Source organism: Paraburkholderia bannensis NBRC 103871, assembly GCF_000685015.1.
Classification (GTDB): domain Bacteria; phylum Pseudomonadota; class Gammaproteobacteria; order Burkholderiales; family Burkholderiaceae; genus Paraburkholderia; species Paraburkholderia bannensis.
Map to the genome: position 1 here is coordinate 24,320 of NZ_BAYA01000047.1, position 20,948 is coordinate 45,267.

At 59.5% G+C, this 20,948-nt stretch carries 18 protein-coding genes and 3 pseudogenes; 9 read left to right on the forward strand and 12 right to left on the reverse strand.

Going from position 1 to position 20,948, the window contains the following annotated elements:
• The first annotated feature begins 99 nt into the window (after positions 1–99).
• The 3 genes from BBA01S_RS36520 to BBA01S_RS36530 all read left to right on the forward strand — a co-directional run bounded on the left by BBA01S_RS36520 (position 100) and on the right by BBA01S_RS36530 (position 3,778).
• Entirely contained in the window at positions 100–2,103 is a 2,004-nt protein-coding gene (locus BBA01S_RS36520) for a PAS domain-containing sensor histidine kinase (RefSeq protein WP_027820739.1), read from the forward strand.
• Complete coding sequence (locus BBA01S_RS36525; protein ID WP_027820740.1) at positions 2,100–2,747, forward strand: response regulator; 648 nt, start codon at positions 2,100–2,102, stop codon at positions 2,745–2,747. Before BBA01S_RS36520 ends, BBA01S_RS36525 begins: the two co-directional genes overlap by 4 nt.
• A 242-nt stretch (positions 2,748–2,989) precedes the next feature.
• Entirely contained in the window at positions 2,990–3,778 is a 789-nt protein-coding gene (locus tag BBA01S_RS36530) for a helix-turn-helix domain-containing protein (RefSeq protein ID WP_027820741.1), read from the forward strand.
• A gap of 146 nt (positions 3,779–3,924) precedes the next feature.
• Here the strand turns inward: BBA01S_RS36530 and BBA01S_RS36535 are convergent, their stop codons facing one another.
• Together BBA01S_RS36535 and BBA01S_RS44420 are read right to left on the reverse strand one after the other, a co-directional pair.
• Complete coding sequence (locus tag BBA01S_RS36535; RefSeq protein ID WP_027820742.1) at positions 3,925–4,212, reverse strand: hypothetical protein; 288 nt, start codon at positions 4,210–4,212, stop codon at positions 3,925–3,927.
• A gap of 120 nt (positions 4,213–4,332) precedes the next feature.
• Positions 4,333–4,769: pseudogene (locus BBA01S_RS44420) on the reverse strand (Hsp20/alpha crystallin family protein).
• Positions 4,770–5,057: 288 nt separating this feature from the next.
• On the opposite strand from BBA01S_RS44420, the gene BBA01S_RS36545 reads away from it, so the two are divergent.
• Together BBA01S_RS36545 and BBA01S_RS36550 are read left to right on the forward strand one after the other, a co-directional pair.
• Positions 5,058–5,903: a universal stress protein gene (locus BBA01S_RS36545; protein WP_027820743.1), complete on the forward strand. Its 846-nt coding sequence runs from the start codon at positions 5,058–5,060 to the stop codon at positions 5,901–5,903.
• A gap of 68 nt (positions 5,904–5,971) precedes the next feature.
• Positions 5,972–6,442 carry a universal stress protein gene (locus BBA01S_RS36550; RefSeq protein WP_027820744.1) on the forward strand — a complete coding sequence of 157 codons (471 nt, stop codon included), beginning with the start codon at positions 5,972–5,974 and terminating at the stop codon, positions 6,440–6,442.
• 220 nt (positions 6,443–6,662) lie between these two features.
• On the opposite strand, the gene BBA01S_RS44425 is transcribed toward BBA01S_RS36550, so the two are convergent.
• From BBA01S_RS44425 to BBA01S_RS36590, 6 genes are all read right to left on the reverse strand, one after another.
• Entirely contained in the window at positions 6,663–7,799 is a 1,137-nt protein-coding gene (locus BBA01S_RS44425) for a sensor domain-containing diguanylate cyclase (protein WP_084162765.1), read from the reverse strand.
• A gap of 72 nt (positions 7,800–7,871) precedes the next feature.
• On the reverse strand, positions 7,872–8,594 hold the full coding sequence (locus tag BBA01S_RS36560) for an IS6 family transposase (protein WP_156966224.1): 723 nt from the start codon (positions 8,592–8,594) through the stop codon (positions 7,872–7,874).
• 621 nt (positions 8,595–9,215) lie between these two features.
• Positions 9,216–10,295: a galactofuranose ABC transporter, permease protein YjfF gene (gene yjfF / locus BBA01S_RS44430; protein WP_042298485.1), complete on the reverse strand. Its 1,080-nt coding sequence runs from the start codon at positions 10,293–10,295 to the stop codon at positions 9,216–9,218.
• On the reverse strand, positions 10,292–11,332 hold the full coding sequence (locus tag BBA01S_RS36575) for an ABC transporter permease (RefSeq protein WP_027820747.1): 1,041 nt from the start codon (positions 11,330–11,332) through the stop codon (positions 10,292–10,294). Before BBA01S_RS36575 ends, yjfF begins: the two co-directional genes overlap by 4 nt.
• Positions 11,329–12,843 (reverse strand): sugar ABC transporter ATP-binding protein, encoded by a 1,515-nt coding sequence (locus tag BBA01S_RS36580; RefSeq protein WP_027820748.1) that lies wholly within the window; start codon positions 12,841–12,843, stop codon positions 11,329–11,331. Before BBA01S_RS36580 ends, BBA01S_RS36575 begins: the two co-directional genes overlap by 4 nt.
• A gap of 108 nt (positions 12,844–12,951) precedes the next feature.
• A complete protein-coding gene (locus BBA01S_RS36590; RefSeq protein WP_027820749.1) occupies positions 12,952–13,920 on the reverse strand; it encodes an ABC transporter substrate-binding protein in 969 nt (322 codons plus the stop codon).
• Between the two features lie 345 nt (positions 13,921–14,265).
• Between BBA01S_RS36590 and BBA01S_RS44435 the strand changes: the two genes are divergently transcribed.
• The gene (locus BBA01S_RS44435) at positions 14,266–14,631 is read left to right on the forward strand and encodes a hypothetical protein (protein WP_052392057.1); all 366 of its coding nucleotides are present in this window, start codon (positions 14,266–14,268) and stop codon (positions 14,629–14,631) included.
• Positions 14,632–14,691: 60 nt separating this feature from the next.
• Here the strand turns inward: BBA01S_RS44435 and BBA01S_RS47345 are convergent, their stop codons facing one another.
• Complete coding sequence (locus tag BBA01S_RS47345; protein ID WP_156966225.1) at positions 14,692–15,357, reverse strand: hypothetical protein; 666 nt, start codon at positions 15,355–15,357, stop codon at positions 14,692–14,694.
• On the opposite strand from BBA01S_RS47345, the pseudogene BBA01S_RS36605 reads away from it, so the two are divergent.
• The 3 genes and pseudogenes from BBA01S_RS36605 to BBA01S_RS36615 all read left to right on the forward strand — a co-directional run.
• Positions 15,286–15,774 (forward strand): annotated as a pseudogene (locus BBA01S_RS36605) (CoA-binding protein); the annotation flags it as partial. The gene BBA01S_RS47345 and the pseudogene BBA01S_RS36605 overlap by 72 nt on opposite strands.
• A 195-nt stretch (positions 15,775–15,969) precedes the next feature.
• The gene (gene tcuC, locus BBA01S_RS36610) at positions 15,970–17,268 is read left to right on the forward strand and encodes an MFS transporter (protein ID WP_027820752.1); all 1,299 of its coding nucleotides are present in this window, start codon (positions 15,970–15,972) and stop codon (positions 17,266–17,268) included.
• 54 nt (positions 17,269–17,322) lie between these two features.
• Positions 17,323–18,105: a substrate-binding domain-containing protein gene (locus BBA01S_RS36615; protein ID WP_027820753.1), complete on the forward strand. Its 783-nt coding sequence runs from the start codon at positions 17,323–17,325 to the stop codon at positions 18,103–18,105.
• A gap of 24 nt (positions 18,106–18,129) precedes the next feature.
• Here BBA01S_RS36615 and dctA read toward each other — a convergent pair whose 3' ends face one another.
• From dctA to BBA01S_RS46380, 3 genes and pseudogenes are all read right to left on the reverse strand, one after another.
• Positions 18,130–19,431 carry a C4-dicarboxylate transporter DctA gene (dctA, locus tag BBA01S_RS36620; protein ID WP_027820754.1) on the reverse strand — a complete coding sequence of 434 codons (1,302 nt, stop codon included), beginning with the start codon at positions 19,429–19,431 and terminating at the stop codon, positions 18,130–18,132.
• Entirely contained in the window at positions 19,428–20,396 is a 969-nt protein-coding gene (locus tag BBA01S_RS36625; RefSeq protein WP_027820755.1) for a LysR family transcriptional regulator, read from the reverse strand. The genes dctA and BBA01S_RS36625 overlap by 4 nt, the downstream gene beginning before the upstream one ends.
• 327 nt (positions 20,397–20,723) lie before the next feature.
• Positions 20,724–20,948: pseudogene (locus BBA01S_RS46380) on the reverse strand (IS110 family transposase); the annotation flags it as partial.

Genomic DNA, 20,948 nt, shown 5'->3' on the forward strand with positions numbered 1-20,948 from the left:
GTGTCCTCGTGCGCCGGGCAGTCTCACTCTTGTTGCCCGTTTGCAAACAAATCACACCCGACTCGCCCGCCCACGAGCACTTCGTTACAGACGGCTGCCATGACATGGGTCACTGACGCGCCACTGAAGGAGCAAATCCGCCGGCCGGCAGTGGCGGCGGTCGCTGCGTTTGTCGTCGTATTCGCCCTCGCCGGCGCGGTAGCTGTGTTCGTTGCACAACAATGGCAAAGCGCCGCCGAGCAGCGCTTTGGGCGCCGCGCCGCAGCCCTGCGCGAATCCATTCAGCTCTCGCTGGTCGCCAATGAAGCCGTGCTGCGCGGTGCGAGAGCGCATCTTGCCCGGATGCCGCTGCCTGACGCCGCGAGCTGGGCGAACTATGTCTCCGCCCTCAATCTGGACAGTTCGCACACTGCGGTTGTTGCGCTCGGTTATGCCCCCGACGAGTCTGGCGCCCCGCTCTGGACGGGGCCCGCAGCCGGCGCGGTCAATTTGCCCGCCCGCCCCGGCGATGCTTACTCAGGTCAACCGGACGACGTTGTGCTGACTGTGGCCAAGCCCGGCCCCACTCCCTTGGCGCCGCTAACGCTCTGGCTTCCCGTCTACGACGAATCGGCGTCAAAAGGCAGCGATACACGAAATCCAGTCGGCTTCGCTGTCGCCGCGCTCGATGTCCAGCGGCTATTCGAGCCGCTTCTGGCAGCCCAACCGGGGCTCGAAATCGCTGTGCGTGCACATCATCCGCCTTTCGACCTTTACCGGAGCGCGCCAATTGAAGGAGACGAAGTCCTCTCTTACCAGCGGTTTGAACGCAGCGATCTATTGCTTGCGGGCGGCACGGCGCTGACGATTGAGACACGCGCAGACGGCAGTCCCTTGCTCACGGGTGCGGCCAGCAGCGCTGCCACGATCCTGCTGGCAGGAGCGCTCGTCGCAACAGCGTGCGCCTGGCTCGCATTGCGGCTCGTGGCAGCGCGCATGACACCATCGGCAAGCATCAGCGACGCACGCCTGAACGAAGTACGCATGATGGCGATTATCCGTTCGTCGATGGAGGCGATCATCACGGTCGACGAGACACAAAAAATCGTCATCTTCAATCCGGCCGCTGAATATGTATTCGGGTTAACGGCGATGGAGGCCATAGGCGCGCCGCTTTCGCGCTTTATTCCCGAGCGCTTTCGCGCAGCGCATGCCCAACATGTCGACCAGTTCGGTGTTACGGGGGTGACGGAGCGCCAGATGGGCCGTCAGCAGCGCGTGCTCTATGGTTTGCGCGCGAATGGCGAGGAATTCCCGATCGAAGCGTCGATCTCGCAGATCCGCGAGGCGTCCGGCAGGCTCTACACGGTCATGTTGCGCGATATCACCGAGCGGCTGCGAGCCGAGGACACGCTCAAACGCTCGCGCGAAGAACTGCGCGAGCTCTCAGCCAATTTACAAAGCGTACGCGAAGCTGAAAAAACCCGCATCGCCCGCGAGCTGCACGACGATCTGGGCCAGCAACTCACTGCGCTCAAGATCGACCTTTCATCGCTGGGGCAGCGTCTGGGCCCAAAGATGAAGCCGGACATCGCGACCAGTCTTGCGGGCATGAGCACGCTAATTGACGCGATGGTTCGAGGCATACGCCGCATTGCCGCTGATCTGCGCCCCGTCATGCTCGATGACCTCGGACTCGTATCGGCCATCGACTGGCTCGCCAATGATTTTTCAAGTCGATATGGAATCAAGGTGCGCAAGCGCCTGGAGACTGGTAGTGTGGTGTTCTCCAACACGGCGGCCTCCACGCTGTTTCGCATCGTTCAGGAGGCGCTAACCAACGTAGCGCGCCACTCACAGGCAAACAGGGTAGATCTCAGTCTGGAAGTGGATGCGCAGCATTGCATCCTGCGCATTGCCGACAACGGCTGCGGTACAACGGGCGAAAGAAGCGACGCTCCCGATCTGGCGCGACAAGACAAAACCTTTGGATTACTGGGCATTCGCGAGCGCGCCCACATGTTCAACGGCGTCGTCGAAATCGATACTGGGCCTGGTGAAGGCTTTTCCCTCTCCATCACGTTCGATCTCGATGCCCTTCAATCCGACGAGACAACTTCATGATCAAGGTCCTGCTCGCTGACGACCATACACTCGTGCGCGACGGCCTTCGCCGTATTCTCGAAAGCGCACACGACTTTGAAGTCGCCGGAGAAGGCTGGGACGCGGCGACCACGCTTGCCCTTGTGCGTGATCAGGCCGCCCAGGTGCTGGTGCTCGACCTGTCTATGCCGGGTCGCAGCGGCGTGGACCTTATCAAGCAGATCAAGGACGAAAAACCTGCCTTGCGCATCCTTGTCCTGACCATGCACGCTGAGCAGCAGTACGCAGTGCGCGCGTTCAAGGCAGGGGCTTCAGGTTATCTCACGAAGGAAAGTGCCAGCGCGGAACTCGTGAACGCCGTTACGAAAGTCGCATCCGGTGGCGTCTACGTCAGCACGACAATGGCAGAGCGCTTCGCGCTTAGTCTGAACGAGCCCGCCGACATGCTCCCGCACCAGCGCCTCTCCGATCGCGAGTTCGACGTGTTCCGCCGGATCGCGTCCGGAGAGACCATCACCGAAATCGCCCACGCCTTGTGCGTGAGCAGCAAAACCGTGAGCACCTACAAGGTCCGCATTCTGGAAAAAATGCAGATGCCTCACGAAGCGGCCCTGGTTCGCTATGCGCTGCGTCACAAATTGATCGACGATCAGGACGAAGTCTAGTCCTCGCCCAGACTGGCGCCTGCCATGCGCGACCATCGCCCGACGCGGCAGAGCGTCGCACCGATGTAGGAATCGCCCTACATAACTTCCGTCTTGCGTACACCAGTTTCCACCACCGCCGATTTATTTTCGGGATGGCGATGCCGATACTGGACTCATGCAGGTCAAGCCGCCGCGGTCGAAACCGCGCATTGACCCCGCTATTAACGCACGTACATCGCGCGTTAAAACTGGAGACGATCATGTATGCCGAGTCCGTATGCGATGCCCCTTCACCCAAGCCGTCATCCACACAAAGACCGCCGATCCCGGTGCATCCAGGGCATCGCACGGGCGGTTCGGGCTGCCTGCCGACGCGCTGCTCGACCTGTTCGTTGCGCGCAGTCTGCATGCCAGCCGATCTTTCCGGCATCGAACTCCGGCAACTCGATACCGTCGTGCTCACGACGCGTCATGTGCGGCGTGGCGAGGCGCTCTTTCGCACGCACGATGTTTTCCAGAGTCTGTACGCAGTGCGAACGGGATCGTTCAAGACCATCGTCATGCACCGCGACGGGCGCGAACAGGTGATCGGCTTCCAGATTCCTGGCGAACCCCTGGGCCTCGACGGTGTCTGCTCGGGCACCCATAGTTGTGAAGCGATCGCGCTGGAAGATAGTACGGTGTGCATCATCCCGTTTGCCCAGTTCGAATCGCTTTGCCGCGAAAGCCGCCGCATGCAACGCCATCTATATTTTTTGATGAGCAGCGAGATCGTGCGCGAATCCAGCCTGATGATGATGCTCGGTACGATGACCGCAGAGCAGCGGCTCGCCTCGTTTCTACTCGATCTCGCGGCGCGCTTTCGCGCAAGAGGCTATTCCAGCGCACAGTTCAATCTGAAGATGAGCCGCGAGGAGATTGGCTGCTACCTCGGACTGAAACTTGAGACAGTCAGCCGCATGTTCTCGCGCTTTCATCGCGATGGTCTGGTCGAACCCAAAGGCAAGCAGATCCGTATCGTCGATGCACAGGCCCTCGCACGCGTATAAGCCCATGAGTGCCTGAAGGCTATACACAAAGGCGTTACGTTACGTCGTGTGGGTCTAGTGCATGCACATTCAGCGCTCCTTGATGGAGCGCTCTTTGTCACCATCGGCCCCACTCGCCGACAAAGGAAGCCCGCTCGTGCTTCACATCATGCTGACTTCGCCTCGAGTTCGTGTTCGGCTTCATCAAAAGCTTCACGCATAACGACGAGCGGATCAGTACCGCAATGATGGGCAACCGGACTGAAGCCGCTCGATACTGTGACAAGATCGAGACGCACATCGTAAGTCTGCGACGCGTCGAGTCCATGAACCTCTTCAATCGCCAGGTGACAGGCCTTCAACGTCTTGCCAAAACGCTCCAGCCGTAACAGCTGCACGCCCGCCTCCGCCTCGATCGCGGCCGTTCCCGCGAAACCCAGATAGACCATCTGCATTCCCAGTCCCATCGTGAGGCCTCCCTCGCCGGCAGGGTGTAGACCGCTGAGCATTCCGCCTGTTTTAGCGGTGTCGTTCAACCAATCCGCACCGGTTCCTCTCTCAGCGATCACCATGTGTTAATCGATCTGCACGCTCTTTTGGGCAGCAGGTGCCTTTTTGGGCAGGTTCAGGGACAACACGCCGTCCTGATACTGTGGGCGCTTGCTGCCGAGTCGTCAATCTCGGTCGCGAGAGAAAACGTGCGCGCGAATGAGCCGCTATAGCGCTCCCTTCGAATCCACCGTTCACCCTCTTTCTGCTCGGTCTTGCGTTCGACCTTCGCATGAATCGAGACCGTGTTGCCATCGACTTTTACGTCGATTTCCTTCTTGTCCACGCCAGGCAGCTCCGCCTTCACCAGATATGCCTGCGGACTCTCTGTCACGTCGAGCTTGATGGACGACAGATCACTACCATCGGCGGCAGGACCGCCACGCAACGGGCGGAAAAATCCTTGAAACAGTTCAGAAACTGGCTCGATTGCGAATGGATCGTAACGGGTCAGATTGTTCATCTTTCACCTCACCTATGAATAAAAACGGGCAGCGCGCTATGCAGGAAACCGGCCCACGTTGCGAGCCGCGCGCTTTGACACGCCCCAGTTCCACTGTAAAAACTGATCGCGGTTTGCGATTGATCTGCCTCAATTGTCTCTCTCGGGGGCACCCATAGCGGTCGATGGATAACGGGTCGTCGCTTGATCCAGGTCAACGGTAAACAGAGACCCGTTCTTAAACTCAGATCAACTCGCTGTCTGCCCTGTGTCGGGCCGCGACGTCTTCCGTCTCCCTGGAGATCCGTAATGAGCTACAAAACCTTGATGGTTCATCTGGATTCGAGTACCCGTGCCAACACGCGCGTTTCGCTTGCGCTCAAACTCGCGCGCTCTTTCGGTTCGCATCTGTATGGCGTCTTCGCCGCTTTCGAGCCGCATCCGCGAGAGTTCTATGTAATGGCCGGAACCGCAGACTATTACGACGCGCATCGCAAACTTCGTGCAGAGCAGCGTGCCGCCATCGAGCGACTGTTTCGGGCCGAATTGGCACGGGCGCAAGTCGTGGGCACGCTGGTCGACGCGGATACAGATACCGATCCTGTTGCCTCGCTCATGCGTCATAGCCGCAGCGCGGATCTGACGATAATTGGACAAGCCGATCCCGACGATCCAGAAACATTTGTCGCCGATCAATTTGCCGAGACGGTCGTCCTGGGTGCAGGAGGCCCTGTACTGCTCGTTCCGAACACCGGGCATTTCGAAAAAGTTGGCACCCGCGTGCTGATCGGCTGGAATGACAGTCGCGAGGCAGCGAGAGCAGTGCATGACGCGACCCCCTTCATCGTCGGTGCCGCACACGTCACGATCGCAGCCTTGTCGACGACATTTTCTCCTGCGCCCTCTCAGGCCTCGTGCAGCGAACTGGCAGCAACGCTCGCGCGGCATGGCGCCACCTCGGTTGACATCGCACGCTTTGACCGCCATGCCGCGGAGACCACCGGCGATGCCCTGCTCAACTTCGCACTTGACGGAGGATTTGATCTTCTTGTCATGGGTGCATATGGTCACGCACGATTGCAGGAGCTCGTGCTGGGTGGCGCGACACGCTCCGTCCTGCTGACATCTACACTACCTGTACTGATGTCGCACTAGCGCCTTTTGACAAGGCGTTGCTGGCTCAACGTCAACCCGCTCATTAACGAGTTGTCATGGAGCATCCTATGTACTCTCGCGTTCTGGTTGCAATTGACGGCAGCAAGACATCTTCGCAAGCGCTCGACATGGCGATCCGCCTCGCGCAGGATTCAAAGGCAGTGCTGATGCCACTCTATGTGATTGACCTGCCTGTGATGGCCTACGATGTGCCGGGCTTCGATCCGTCGATCGTACGTGACGCCTACTTCGAGGAAGGGCGACTCCTATGCGCAGATGCACAGACGAAGACGCTCGCTGCAGGCCTGCAGGGCATAGCCCGTTCAGTTGAGGCACATTCAATGGCGGAGGATATTGCACATTGCATCGTGCGCGTTGCCGCAGAGTTCAATGCTGATCTTATCGTTATGGGTACCCATGGGCGACGAGGCGTCAGACGCCTTGTATTGGGCAGTGTTGCTGAACGAGTGCTGCGCAGCGCCCGATGCCCGATCTTGCTCGTGCCTGCGCACAAACACTTGCCAGAATCCGCCGTTTAGACGGTAATTGATTTATTCATTCGAGCCGCGCATCCGTAGGACTTTCGAATCGCAGAAGTACACGGCTAAGCATTGATTCACCAGAACCGGCCGCACTCCGACCTCTGAGGCTACGGCGGATACCTCGACGCCTGCCGAACCTCTTAAAAACGAACGATATAAACAATCTGCATTTCGTGCGGACGCCGCGAATTTCTTTGTCGACTCGCAAGAAGGAACTTCAAGATCTTAGCGCTGGTTCGAAATCTCGCACCATAGATATACAGTTTCGCCCCAAGCCTTTCGCCTGGTAGAGCGCGGCGTCTGCTGCGCTCACAAGATCCGAGGCACATGCAATGTTCGTAGCAGCTGCCGAAGATACCCCGATGCTCACTGTTAAAAGCCCTGTTGGCGTTTGCGAATGTGCGATACTCAAATTGACAATTGCGGACCGGATTCTCTCCGCTATCAAGATAGCGCCAGCTTCATTTGTATTCGGCAAGACGACGACAAACTCCTCACCACCATAGCGCGCGACATGATCGCCACGCCGGTCGACACATGCGAAGATCTGCTTCGCCACGCTCCTCAACGCGACGTCACCAGCCTGATGTCCATAGTGGTCGTTGTAGGCTTTAAACCTGTCGATGTCGATGAATAGGAGGCATAGCTCCTTTTCATCACGTCGGGCGCGTTTCCATTCCCTTTCCAGAACCTCATCGAATGTGCCGCGGTTTTCCAGTCCGGTGAGCGAGTCGCGATGCGCCATGCGCTCCAGCAAAGCCTCTGCATGCTGTCTGCGGCGAAGCTCGCGGACAAACAGCAAAGTACCCGTGGCCTTGATTACGGTGAAAATTAGAATAAATATTCCGAACCATCGCACCCTTTCCCACCATTCTGCGTAGACTACGCTCAAAGAAGGGGCAACGCTCACGATCAGTGGCAATCCTGCCAGGCGCCTGTAGACATAAAGGCGGCGCACGCCATCAATACGGGCCGTGTCAACAAAGTACCCTTCAGGGCCGGCCATCAGGCCGTGAAAGACTGATGTCTTCGCGAAGTTCTTGCCAATATTCGTTGGGCTGTCCGGCAAGCGCGCAATCAAGGTGCCATCTGTTTCGGCAATGACGACTGATCCGTGTTCGCCAATTGATAGACCAAAAGTCAGAGCTTTGAAGTATTCGAGGCTTAGGCTCCCTTCTACACTACCAAGAAGTTGTCCTTCCGGACTGAATACCGCACGCGCGAGTGGAATGATCTGTGTTCCCTTTTCCAGAGGAAGTTGCGCGGGACGACCAATATACAGGCCGCCAGAGGTCCGTTCGAAATCGGCGAGGAGTGAGCCAGTTGTTCTGTAATCGTCGTGCGTAGGTGACATCCGCGAAGAATTCGCGGTTGTGTCGCGATAACGACGAGGGGATGAGTAAACTCCCGCAATGAGCAGGACTACTTACATCACGAGAGAGTAGAATTGATCGGCAGCAGTTGTATCGATGCTATCGTCACGCATCTGCCCCTTTCGGATCATATGCATAATCTCGATTCCAGACAGGATGATGCGCGCGCACCGGAAATCCTTGAATCCCATCATCGGTTTGATGATGCGTTTGACGGCTCGGTGGTCCTGCTCGATGATGTTGTTCAGATACTTGTTCTGCCGAACCTTGATCGGCGTTGGCCGTTCGGCGTTCATCGCTTCGAGTGCGGCCAGGTTGGCGCCGCTCTTGTCCACCGTGATCGTTTCGGGCTCGCCGTTCTGGTCGATCGCCTTCCTGAAATAACGAAGCGCAGCCGCCTTGTCACGATGGGCTCGCAGCAGGAAGTCGACTGTATTGCCCTCCTTGTCGACGGCTCGGTACAAATACTTCCATTGGCCTTTGACCTTGACATAGGTTTCATCGACGCGCCAGCTCTTGCCTACCGCACGCTTGCGTTTGCGAAACGCCTTTTCGATCAATGGCAAGAGTTTGATAACCCAGCGATGCACGCTCGAATGATCCACCTCGATTCCTCGCTCCAGCATCATCTCCTCGAGGTTTCGCAGGCTCAACGCATACGCCACATACCAGCGCACGCACAGCAGAATCACGTCCAGTGGATAGTGGAACCGCTTCAGAACCTTGCCAAGGCCATCGGGCAACGTCTTACGTGGTGTCTGCTTCGCCTTGGTCATCGCGTTCGTCAGTGCTGTCAGCCTGCCAATTTTACCGCAGCGCTTAATGCGACACAGCCCCGGCCGGCGCGCTTATGCGTGTATCCGTATCCCGCACGAGTGCCGGCCCGATTTCGATTCCACACGCTAGCGGCTTGCGCCCCCTATTCTCGAGTTCGACCGTTATTTCGAGTGTTGGCCCGTCAAGCGCGTATGTCTGCGCCGCACTGTACTGTTGCGCGACTTCCGTTTCCAGGCGGAGCGCGTTTTCTCCGACTGAGTCGATCTTCCAGTCATCCATCAATTCATTCGTGATGCCTGGAATCCAGATTGACGTCTGACACGCTAGCCGACGCGGATCCGATAAAGACCCCTGCCGCTGCGCCGACCGAAATACGGGCGCCCACATTCCCCGGTCATTCCACTCGAATCGCGCAATTCCGCTGTGGCTGCCTGCCTCTATGTCGACTCTCAGACAGGCATTCGAAAGCGTCGTTTGCCGATGCCATCTGCCGGCCGCGCCTCGCTCTGGTTCGCCAGGCCGGCCCGCATTCCCGAAGACAGGCGTTCGTAAATCGGCTTTCCGTGTTTCGAGCACGTTCATCTCCTCATTCAGACGGACCGGCGTTCAACCTGAGTCGATCAGGTAGTCGTGACCAGATCACCACTCTCACGTTCGCCATGCCGCCGCTTCCCTCCGTGCGATGTCCCCGTCGATTTCGGCGCGAGCCCCGTGCCGCCCGCACGGCGGCGGCCGGCATGGCGTTCGATGATCCGCTGCAGCAGACAAAACACGCACAGCAATGCGCCGATGACGATGCGCGTCCACCACGAGCTCAACGTGCCGTCGAAAGTGATCAGCGTCTGGATGGTGCCGAGAATGCCGACGCCGAACAAAGACCCAATGACATAGCCGACCCCGCCGGTCAGTAGCGTTCCGCCGATCACCGTTGCGGCGATGGCGTCGAGTTCCATCCCTTGCGCCTGCAGGCCGTAGCCTGACAGCACGTAGAGCGTAAAGATCACTCCGCCGAGTGCTGAGCAGAAGCCGCTCAACGCATAGACGGCGATCTTCGTTCTTGCAACCGGCAAGCCCATCAGTAACGCGGAGCGCTCATTGCCGCCAATTGCATAGACGTTGCGTCCGAAGCGCGTAAAGTGAGCGACGAAGATCGCGACGACGAGCATCGCAATGCTGATCAACGCCCCCGCATTCAGCGAGCCGCCGCCGACCGGAATGTTCAGCGACGCAACCGCATGGAACGTCGGTTCGTCGATCGTGATGGATTCCGTCGTGATCAGGAAGCATGCGCCGCGCGCCAGGAACATCCCCGCGAGCGTGATAATGAACGGCTGCAGACGGAAGAAGTGAATCAGCGCACCCATCGCCGCGCCGTAGAGCACCCCGAATACGAGCACGATAGGCACGACGGCCCAGATGGGCCAGTGCAGCCATTGCGCGCCCACAGCGCACAGGATCGTCGTCAGGGCAACCACGGCCCCGACCGACAGGTCGATGCCCCCCGACAGGATCACGAACGTCATGCCAATCGACACGACAAGCAGGAATGCGTTGTCGACGAAGAGTCCCGTCAAAACCTGTATCGAAAAGAAGCCGGTGTACATGACGGAACCAAATCCGAACAGCGCTGCGAACAGCACGATCGTCGCGATGATAGGCAGGGATCTCGGATCAGCCAGCCGGGCAATCAGCTTTCTCATGATGTACTCGTTCCGGTGGATGCGCGCTGGCGCGCCGGCGAAAGAAGACGCTTCATAGGCTTGAAAAACAGTGCTCGCGCAACTTCCGACTGTATTACACTCACCACAACCACGACGACCGCCTTCACAACCAGTGTTGCTTCCGGCGGCACGCCGATCGAATAGGTCGTATAGGTCAGCGTCTGGATGATCAAGGCGCCCAGCACGGTGCCGCCAAGGCTGAAGCGGCCGCCAAGCAGAGACGTACCACCGAGCGTTACGGCCAGAATCGCGTCGAGTTCGAGCAGCAGACCCGCATTGTTTCCATCAGCACTCCGTACGTTCGAGCTCGCGATGATGCCGGCGAGCGCTGCCATCAAGCCGCAGATAACGTACACGCTGAAGACGATCGCGCTGGAACGCAGCCCAACCAGCCGCGTAGCGACAGGGTTGACGCCAATCGAACGAACAAAAAGTCCGAGTGCGGTCCGGTTCACCACGAGCGCCAGCACCACGGTCACGACGACCGCGATCCAGACCGAACAGGGAATCATTGCCAGATATCCATCGCCGAGCCTGAGGTAGCCCGGCGCCCCGATGGGGATAATCTGGCCGCCGGTCAGGAGCTGCGCAACGCCTCGTCCCGCGACCATCAGGATTAGCGTGGCGATGATCGGTTGCATCCCGACGAGCGCGACGAGCAAACCGTTCCACATCCCCGCCAGGAGCCCGACGGCAACCGCTGCCCCGAGCGCCAGGCCAACGCGCGACGGATCCGCCTCGAGGATGATCGCTGCGGTCGCGCCGGCAATCGCCACCGTCGCACCAACCGAGATGTCGATGCCTCGCGTCGCGATGACAAGCGTCATTCCGAGGGAAACGATCACGAGCGGCGCAGCACGATTGAGGATATCGATCGGCGCGCCGAAAAGGTGACCGTCCAGCACTGTCACGCGGAGAAAGCTTGCCCGATACGCAACGTCAAGGAGGACCAGCAGGATGAGCGTGATGGCAGGCCATATCAATGGATGCCGCGCCAGCGTGCGTATCGATTTCAAGTCTGGCCTCCTGCGATGAGTTGGTACACCTGACCCTCCGAGAGCTGATCGCCCGCAATCTCGGCGACTTTGCGGCGGTCGCGCAGGACAGCAATCCTGTGACTGACGCGTACCACCTCACTCATTTCAGAAGAGATGAAAAGAATCGCGAGGCCCTTCGCACAAAGCGAGCGGACACGGTCCATGATCTCGAACTTCGCGGCAACATCAATGCCGCGCGTCGGCTCATCCATAATCAACAGTTTTGGCTCGGTCGCGAGCCAGCGAGCCAGCAGTACTTTCTGCTGGTTGCCTCCTGACAGTAGCCCGATGGGTTGTTCCGCGTCGCGTGCCTTGATGCCGAGTTGCGCGATGTATTGCTCGGCCATTTTCCTTTGACTGGCGTAACTGAGCATGCGCCACCACCCACGTCGTGCCTGCAAGGCCAGGATGATGTTTTCGCGAATCGACAATGCCGCCACGATCCCTTCTTTCTTTCGATCTTCCGGGCAGTACGCGATGCCATGGCGCACCGCGTCTCGCGGCGACGTGAGCTTCGCGCTATGCCCGTCGATCAGCATCGTTCCGGTGTCCGCGCGCTCGGCGCCGAACACCAGCCGCGCGGTTTCCGTGCGGCCCGAACCTAGCAGTCCAGCAAGGCCTACGATCTGGCCGGGACATACGTCGAGATCGAAGGGACTCATCAACCCACGTCGCCCTAGGCCCTGCATCGAAAGAAACGGCGCAGCGGCGGAATCCGGCTGCAGACCGCCCGATGCGCCTTCATTCATTACCTCGCCCACGCCTTCCCGGCCAGTCATCTTTGCCACGAGCAGGTCGACGGGCAAGTCCTTCGCCAAATACTCGCCTTCTCGCGCGCCATTGCGCATGACCGTGATGCGATCCGACACGGCATAGGTCTGTTCGAGAAAATGCGTCACGAAGAGAATCGCCATGCCCGACGCCTTCAATCGGCGCAGCACGGCGAAAAGCCGCGCGACTTCGCCGTCGTCGAGACTCGAAGTCGGTTCGTCGAGAATAAGCACGCGCGCGTCGACGGAGACGGCGCGAGCGATGGCGACCATTTGCTGGACTGCGATTGGATAGGAGTCCAGCGAATGTGTGACATCGATGAAAAGATCCAGATCCGCAAGTGCATCGCGCGCCTGAATATTGATCGCCTTCCAGTCGATTGCTCCGCGCTTCTTCGGATGTCGGCCAGCAAAAATGTTCTCGGCTACGGAAAGGTTCGGGCAGAGGTTCACTTCCTGATAGAGCGTCTGGATCCCGGCAGCTTCGGCGTCCAGCGGCGCGGTGAAGCGAACCGGCCTCCCACCGAGACTGATTTCGCCGCGATCGTGTGCGAACACACCGGTAAGCACGTTGATGAGCGTTGATTTGCCCGCGCCGTTCTGGCCCATCAGCGTGTGAATCTCGCCGGGGAACAGCCGAAAATCGACCTGCTGCAACGCCTTGACGCCCGGGAACGTCTTGTCGATGCCGGTCATTTCGAGAATGGGTAGAGGGTTCATGGTGTTCGCGAGATCCGCGAATGGCCTCGTCAGTGGTGTCAGGGACGAGCCGGCGCTCAGGAATGACGCTTCCGCCCGCCCCTTCAGCGGCTGAATACGACGGGCGTATCAGTACTTGCGGCTCGGCATGACTTGCGCCGCGACGTTCATCGGGAAGATGCCTTCGTCGGTCACAATGCGCCTCGGGACCTGCTTGCCAGCCGCGATATCCTTCACCGCAGCCATCAGCTGGGGTCCGAGCAGCGGGCTGCATTCGACGTCCACGTTGATCTTTCCGTCTACCATCGCCTGGAAGCCACCCTTCGTTGCATCGAAGGACACCACCGTGACATCCTTGCCGGGTTTGATGCCGGCTTCCTCCATGGCCTGGATTGCGCCGAGCGCCATATCGTCGTTGTGGGCATAGACCACATTGATCTTCTTGCCGTACGTCTTCGCAAACGCTTCCATCACCTGCTTGCCGCCCGCAAGCGTAAAGTCGCCGCTCTGCGACGCGATGACCTTAAACTTTGGATCGCTCTTGAGCACTTCCATCAGGCCCGCATGGCGATCGTTGGCTGGCGCCGACCCGACTGTGCCTTGCAGTTCTGCGATGTTAATGGGGCCCGGCTCGTTCTTGTAGTGCTCCTCGAGCCAATGACCTGCGCGGCGCCCTTCCTCCATGAAGTCAGAGCCGATCATGGTCACGTACAGCGAGGGATCCTTCACATCGATCGCGCGATCGGTGAGAACAACAGGGATCTTCGCACGCTTGGCCTCTTCAAGCACCGGCTCCCAGCCCGACTCGACAACAGGCGAAAATGCGATAACGTCGACCTTCTGCGCGATGAACGAGCGAATCGCCCTGATCTGGTTCTCCTGCTTTTGCTGCGCGTCCGAGAACTTCAGGTTGATGCCGGCGTCCTTTGCCGCCGCTTTAACCGACACGGTGTTTGCAGTACGCCATGCACTCTCGGCGCCTACCTGGGAGAACCCAAGCGTAATAGGCTTGCTCTGCGCGAATGCGCTCGTCCCGGCTGCGAGCGCGAACGCTGCCCCGACTATCGTTCGTAGTGCGATATTTTTTATCAGCTTCATGTTCTGTCTCCGATATACGAATTTCTAGTTGCGATTTTTCGCGGCAGCCTTGACCTGCAATGCTCGCCGCATTTCAGTGACGGCTGCCATCGCATTCAAACTTCCCCGACGCTCCTTCCGTTTTGTCAGATCCGACGCTGTTCGGATCACCGCTCGGATGGGTACTTCAGCCAAAACGCAAGTTTTCCGCTTCCCCCTCATGTCGTTAGGCTAGAATTTCCGGGGAATGGTGGCCCGACAGAGTCTATGGAGAAGTCCGATAACCTTCTAATGAAATATTGGCCTTGTCAGATATGCTTTTCGGCATTGGTATAAATACCTAGGCGCACCGCGTCAGAGAACGCAATGTCAGCCAGTTCGCCGCTGCAGACGTTGCCCCTCCAAGACAACACCTGGATCACTGGGACAGTTCAGCGTGGCAGCGGGAAGTATGCGCCGGGCCACTATACGACAATCATGCTGGATCGCCCCTCCGCCTCACCCTGCAACGACAAGCTGGTGTCCGACATCCTTCTTGGCGAGAGAGGCGAGCCAGCCCCCACACTCCTGCTGCCGTACCTGAACCAGCGGGTTGCCGTCAGGGGACGCGTAAGCTGCGCCGGCTCGGGTATTCAGTTTACGCCGCAACCAGACGCCGTGTTTCCGGTCTGGCAAAGGCGAGGCAAGGCAAGGCAGGTGCTGGACGCCGCGATGCGCCAGTCAGGTCGCTGACTGCAAATCCGCCCGTCGACCCGGCTCCATCTCGAGGTCTGCGGGCGGTGCGAATTGCAATCAGCGCATGTGTGATCGCAACTCGCGGAGCGGGACGACGTGAGTGGGCGAATACGTTATGCCCAGGGCTTCCCCGTCGTCCGGGCAATCCATCCAGAGCATGCGCGTTGGGAAGATCAGTGGTGAGACGACGTAGCAGCCGCTTTCCTGCATGCCGGAACCAATTGTGCGCCATGCGTTCCGGGTCTCGTCAAGTGCGTGAACGAAATCGCGATGCAGCCAGTCTCGCGGGTCGACTGGGGGCGGCAAAAGGGCCGGCATGAAGGCCTGCCATTCGAGCAATCCAAAAGGCGGATAATTTCCCTGACAGCGCGTGAGTGTCCAAATACTGAAGCGTCGCTCCCAGCAAAGGCGCCGTCCCAGCAGGGCAATCGACTGGGCAGGGGTCTTGCCTTCGCACAGCAACAATCCGGATTCGGGCGAATGGCGAACGGAGCCGGTCTCTGGCATTAGGGGCCGGATGGAACGCGCCAGGCTGCGCACACGCTTTTTTCGGATCTTCCTGTAAACGCTGCACAGCGTGATGCATGTGTGGTCGACGTATGGCCAGTCGGCTGCCCAAACGCATCGGGCCTGCTGCCGCACTGACGGACGGGCGTTGACGTCCACGCGCTCGCGCGGCGTTCCGTCGAGTACTACGCACGGTACAAGGCCCGTCAGAAGCATGCGGGCAGCCTCGACATCGCCAAACCGCCGGGTGTGAATCACCCTGTGTTCAAGGACAAGCCGGTCAATCACGATCCGCGCGAGGTGTTCATCGCCGGGCTTTACGAGAGGCGAAGCGAGTACAACGCGTTTCATGCGTACTACCGTGCGCTGGTACGGGCATTGTTCGACGCGGGCGTCTCGCGCACCGTCTACTGCGTCAATGTCGATCCTGTGATCGCCGCGCTGCTTCTGAAGATGCTGTGGCAGCCGCTTAGACGCGGTGACATCAGCGAGGCGGATCTCGAAACCGCAGCGTTCACGATCTTTCTGTACCCGCGCATGCTCGGCTGTGCCGCGGAAATCGACGATCACCTCCACCGTGATCGCAAGATGGACACGCGTACACCCGCTTCACAGTGCCGCTTCGTGGCCTGATGGCTGGCATCTGAAGCGCCGCCGGGCGCTGGCTCAAGCCTGACATACGACGGACGCTGAGGGAATGCGGATTGATAACGGTAAGACATCAATCGTTCAGAAAATTGCACTTATCGTTTCGGCGGCCATGACCCACCATATACGAAATGACAAAGCGCGCATGGCCGCATATTCAGAATTTCAGGAGACACATCGATGCATCCCTCACCCTCTGCCCTTTCGACGGTGCATTCAAAGGCTGCTGCGGTCTTCCGGGTAACGGCCGGAAACTTTCTGGAGCAGTTCGACTTTTTTCTGTTCGGCTTCTATGCCACACAAATCGCCAACGTCTTTTTCCCCGCAGGAAGCGAATTTGCGTCGTTGATGATGACATTCGCGGTTTTCGGCGCGGGCTTTCTCATGCGCCCGCTGGGCGCCATCGTGCTCGGTGCGTACATCGACGACGTCGGCCGCCGCAAGGGTCTCATCGTCACGCTCTCCATCATGGCAAGCGGCACCATCCTCATTGCGTTCGTACCGGGCTACACGACAATCGGCCTTCTGGCGCCGGTGCTGGTGCTCGTTGGCCGGCTGCTGCAGGGCTTTTCGGCGGGCGCGGAACTGGGTGGCGTATCGGTGTATCTCGCCGAAATGGCTACACCCGGCCGTAAAGGTTTCTTCACGAGCTGGCAGTCCGCGAGCCAGCAGGTGGCGATCGTCGTGGCCGCGGCCCTCGGCTTCGCGTTGAACCAATCGCTGAACACCGCAGCCATTGCAGCGTGGGGATGGCGAGTTCCCTTCTTTGTCGGCTGCATGATCGTGCCGTTCATCTTCATGTTGCGCCGCAATCTCGAGGAAACTCAGGAATTCAAGGCGCGCCAGCATCGCCCGAGCATGAACGAAGTGCTCAGCACGCTGGTCCAGAACTGGCCCGTCGTGATCGCTGGCATGATGCTGGTCGCAATGACCACCGCGAGTTTCTATCTCATCACTGTCTACGCGCCGACTTTCGGCAAGACGGTTCTCCATTTGAGCACTGCGGACAGTTTGCTCGTGACCCTGAGTGTCGCTGTGTCGAACTTCATCTGGCTCCCGATCGGCGGAGCGCTCTCCGACAGGATCGGCCACCGGCCGCTTCTCGTCGCCATGACGTTACTTGCCATCGCGACCGCCTACCCGACGCTATCGCTGCTCGCCCATGCACCGAGCTTCCTGAACATGCTGCTCGCGCTCCTGTGGCTCTCGTTCATGTACGGCATCTATAACGGCGCAATGGTCGTCGCTCTTACGGAGGTGATGCCGGTTCAGGTACGCGTTGCAGGCTTCTCGCTCGCCTATAGCCTCGCGACTGCGGTGTTCGGGGGATTCACGCCAGCGATTTCGACAGCGCTCATTCACATGACCGGCGACAAGGCCGCGCCTGGCTACTGGATGAGCTTCGCCGCAGCGTGCGCGCTTCTGGCGACGTTCGCACTCTACCGCAGGCGCGCAGTAACGCTGACGCCGGCGCACTAACGCGGATGTCGTTGTAAGAGCATCCATTCCCTACTATCTGACACGACTTCGATCATGAAAAATCGGCTTCTGAAACTATGCGCGACGGCGCTCGTGGCAACCTCGGCTGCGGTGGCCAACGTGCAGGCCGCTGACCTGCACGTCATGAGCTCCGGCGGTTTTACCGCGGCGTACAAGGTGCTCGGCCCCAGGTTCGCGTCCGAAACGGGCAACACGCTCGACACCGCACTGGGTCCGTCGATGGGCAAATCGCCTGAAGCGATCCCCAACAGGCTCGCGCGCGGGGAGCCCGCTGACGCAGTCATCATGGTTGCCTATGCACTTGACGAGTTGATCAAGGAGGGCAAGGTGATCCCCGGTTCGCGGGTGGAACTGGCCGATTCGCGAATCGGCATGGTCGTGCGCGAAGGCGCAGCGAAACCCGATATCAGTTCGGCAGACGGACTCCAGCAGACGCTGCTGCATGCCAGGTCGATCGCGTACTCGGACAGCGCGAGCGGTGTCTATATCGAGCGTGAGTTGTTTCGGAAACTCGGCATCGAGGATCAGGTCAAGTCGAAAGCGAAAATGATTCCGCGAATCCCCGTAGCCTCCGTGGTGGCGAACGGCGACTACGAAATCGGCTTCCAGCAAGTGAGCGAATTGCTGCCTGTCAAGGGCGCGACCTTCGTCGGCAAAATTCCCGAGTCGTTGCAATCGGTGACGCGCTTCGCCGCGGGCATTCCCGTGAACGCGCAGCATCCGAAGGAAGCGAAAGCGCTACTCGACTATCTCGCGTCGCCCGGCGTACAGCCAGAAGTGAAATCGACAGGGCTCGATAGCGTTTCCTCTCACTGAAAACAGCCTCGGGCAACCTCGATGTCACCTTCCCGGGGAATTCTGCGCGGGCTCTTCCGCGCCGTCCGGCGCTACTGCCCCGAGTACCCGCGCGAGACGCGTACGATCGCAGGCACCTTCCCACATCGAAACGAAGATCACTGCGCAGGCGTTGCTGATGACGCTCGTCAGGGCGCGTGCCTCGGACATGAAGCGGTCGATGCCCACCAGCAGCGTCACCCCGGCGACGGGGAGATCGGGAATCACCGTCAGGGTCGCTACGAGCGCGACGAGCCCGCTGCCAGATACGCCGGCCGCGCCCTTCGACGTAAGCAGCATGACCGCGAGCATTGTGGCGATCTGCAGCGCGGAAAGCGGCACGTCGCATGCCCGGGCAATGAACATCGAGGCGAGCGTCAGATAGATCGCAGTCCCGTCGAGATTGAACGAATAGCCTGCGGGCAACACGAGCCCCACTACTCCTTTGTCGCAGCCGAGCGCCTCCAGCTTTGCGATCAGGCGCGGCAGGACCGGCTCCGTCGATGACGTCGCCAGAACGATGAGCAACTCTTCGCGCATGTAGCGCAAGAGCCGCCAAAGCGCGAAACCGTGCAGGCGCGCAAGCGGAGCGAGAATGAACGCGATGAACAGCGCGCATGCCACGTAGAAGGACACCATCAACATTCCGAGCGAGCCGACCGAGCGGATCCCGAAGCGACCCACCGTGAAAGCCATCGCGCCGAATGCGCCAAGCGGAGCAAGTCGCATGATCATCGCGAGGATGCGGAACAGGATCTGCGCGATGCCGTCGATGAATGCGAGCACCGGCCTGCCCTCCTTCGGATAGGCATTTAGCGCAAAGCCGAACAGCAACGAGAGCAGCAACACTGGCAGCACATCGCCCTTGTCGAAGGCGCCAGGCATCGTCTCGGGGATGAGACTCATCGCGAACGCGACGAAGCCGTGCGGATGCGGGTCCTTCACATATTGCGCGAGGATAGTCACGTCCAGATGGCTGGCGTCGATATGCATACCCGCACCGGGTCGCAACACGAAGGCCGTGACGAGTCCGAGCCCGAGCGCCACGGCTGTCAGAAGACAAAACAGCGTAAGCGCCTGAAAAATCGTCCGGCCGATCGCCTTTGCGCTGGCGAGCGATGCGATCCCCGAGACGATCGTGCAGAAGACGATCGGCCCAATCATCATTCTCACGAGACGAATGAACCCATCGCTCAAGAGCTTGAGCAGCGGGCCCGCTTGCGGCAAGAAGTGACCGAGCGCCATACCGAGCACCATGGCCAGCACAACCTGCACGTAGAGCATGCGAAGCGGTTTTGCCAACTTCACGATGGAGTCTTCCTGCCTGGCCGCTTTTTCAGCGAGGCATCATTGTCCGATGTATCACCATTTGCGGCAACGCCGTGCCGCATCTCGACGATTGTTTTGTGGAACTCCTGGGCGGCCGGTGTCAGCGGGCGCCCGCGACGCTTGACGATTCCGACGCGCCGCTTCACAACCGGTTCGACCAGCGGGACGCTCGTGAGGATGTGATGATTACGTCCCGGCATGGCCATCGACGGCACTGCCGCGACACCGAGGCCCGCCTCGACGAGACCAAGCATAGTTGTGACGTGCCGCGTCTCACAGATGCTCGGCGTACGCGGCGAGACAGCCCCGAGCGCCTGGTCGAGCAGCAGCCGGTTGCCGGAAGTCTTGTCCACCGAAACATATTCGTGCTCGTAAAGCTCGTTCCAGGTCACGCGTTTCTTGCGTGCGAGCGGGTGATCGCGGCGGCAAGCGGCGACGAATCGCTCCTGCAACAGCAGCTTGAACTCGACGTCGGGTTCCTGGCTACCCATAAAGCTCACACCAAAGTCAGCCTCTCCGCTGATGACCGCTCCAAGGACTTCGTTGGCGCTTGAATCCAGAATCTTGACCCTGATGCGCGGAAAGCGGCGATGATAGCTCGCGATGGCGCTTGGAAGGAAGTAGTAGGCAACCGAAGGTACGCACGCGATGGTCACATGGCCCAATCTGCTCGAAGACACATCTCGTATGCCGAGCAATGCGACGTCGAGGTCATCGAGCAGCTGTTCGGCACTCGGTGCGAAGACGCGACCGACGGTGGTGAGCGTAACACTGCGCGTGGTGCGCTCGAAGAGACGCACGCCGAGCTCCTCTTCGAGCTTGTCGATCCGGCGGCTCAAGGCTGGTTGCGAAATGTTTACTGCCTCGGCGGCCTTGCGGAAGCTTCCCAGTTCCACTACAGCTCTAAATGCTTGCAAGTCGTTCAAGTCGAAGTTGATGCCCACGGGCCACCCTCCGCATTCTGGATGCCGTATTTTGCACGATACTGTGCCGCGCCCTTCGAGGAGATCTAAATTTCTGCGGCGCGTCCAAATGGCAGCACATAACTACTTGCGCGGCGCCGAGACTTCAGAAAAAATCGAAATCGGGGTAATCATCTCTTTTGTGCCGAATCTGACGGTACCATCGCGCAAAGTCGGTCGCAGCAAGCCCCTGCGTGTCGGCGCCTGTCGAGCGAATCACGATTGCCCAAGTCATTGAACGGGAAAGGCTTTCAGAATCGAAGCACCAGATTTAGCACAAAAGGGACGACTACCCCAAGCCGCACAGCATGTGAGTTCGGCGAGTGGTTCGTCGGCCAGCCGAAGTGAGCGCAGCGTATGCGGCATGGAGCGCGCGGCCTCGGCAATGATGGCGACATCGCGAGCATCAGTCTTAGCTTCACCGGCGTGCAGGTCGGCGATGCGGCGCATAGCCAGACCCGGTAGATAAGCGACCAGAACGCCTTCAGCGCGTGCAACTGCAACAGGCAGCGCGCCGATGGTGGCAGGCTGATC

Excerpts from the sequence above, each read along its gene's own strand:
- BBA01S_RS36520 (WP_027820739.1), top strand. The coding sequence starts at position 100 with ATGACATGGGTCACTGACGCGCCACTGAAGGAGCAAATCCGCCGGCCG.
- BBA01S_RS36525 (WP_027820740.1), top strand. The coding sequence starts at position 2,100 with ATGATCAAGGTCCTGCTCGCTGACGACCATACACTCGTGCGCGACGGC.
- BBA01S_RS36530 (WP_027820741.1), top strand. The coding sequence starts at position 2,990 with ATGTATGCCGAGTCCGTATGCGATGCCCCTTCACCCAAGCCGTCATCC.
- BBA01S_RS36535 (WP_027820742.1), bottom strand. The coding sequence starts at position 4,212 with ATGCAGATGGTCTATCTGGGTTTCGCGGGAACGGCCGCGATCGAGGCG.
- BBA01S_RS36545 (WP_027820743.1), top strand. The coding sequence starts at position 5,058 with ATGAGCTACAAAACCTTGATGGTTCATCTGGATTCGAGTACCCGTGCC.
- BBA01S_RS36550 (WP_027820744.1), top strand. The coding sequence starts at position 5,972 with ATGTACTCTCGCGTTCTGGTTGCAATTGACGGCAGCAAGACATCTTCG.
- BBA01S_RS44425 (WP_084162765.1), bottom strand. The coding sequence starts at position 7,799 with ATGTCACCTACGCACGACGATTACAGAACAACTGGCTCACTCCTCGCC.
- BBA01S_RS36560 (WP_156966224.1), bottom strand. The coding sequence starts at position 8,594 with ATGACCAAGGCGAAGCAGACACCACGTAAGACGTTGCCCGATGGCCTT.
- yjfF (WP_042298485.1), bottom strand. The coding sequence starts at position 10,295 with ATGAGAAAGCTGATTGCCCGGCTGGCTGATCCGAGATCCCTGCCTATC.
- BBA01S_RS36580 (WP_027820748.1), bottom strand. The coding sequence starts at position 12,843 with ATGAACCCTCTACCCATTCTCGAAATGACCGGCATCGACAAGACGTTC.
- BBA01S_RS36590 (WP_027820749.1), bottom strand. The coding sequence starts at position 13,920 with ATGAAGCTGATAAAAAATATCGCACTACGAACGATAGTCGGGGCAGCG.
- BBA01S_RS44435 (WP_052392057.1), top strand. The coding sequence starts at position 14,266 with ATGTCAGCCAGTTCGCCGCTGCAGACGTTGCCCCTCCAAGACAACACC.
- BBA01S_RS47345 (WP_156966225.1), bottom strand. The coding sequence starts at position 15,357 with ATGCTTCTGACGGGCCTTGTACCGTGCGTAGTACTCGACGGAACGCCG.
- tcuC (WP_027820752.1), top strand. The coding sequence starts at position 15,970 with ATGCATCCCTCACCCTCTGCCCTTTCGACGGTGCATTCAAAGGCTGCT.
- BBA01S_RS36615 (WP_027820753.1), top strand. The coding sequence starts at position 17,323 with ATGAAAAATCGGCTTCTGAAACTATGCGCGACGGCGCTCGTGGCAACC.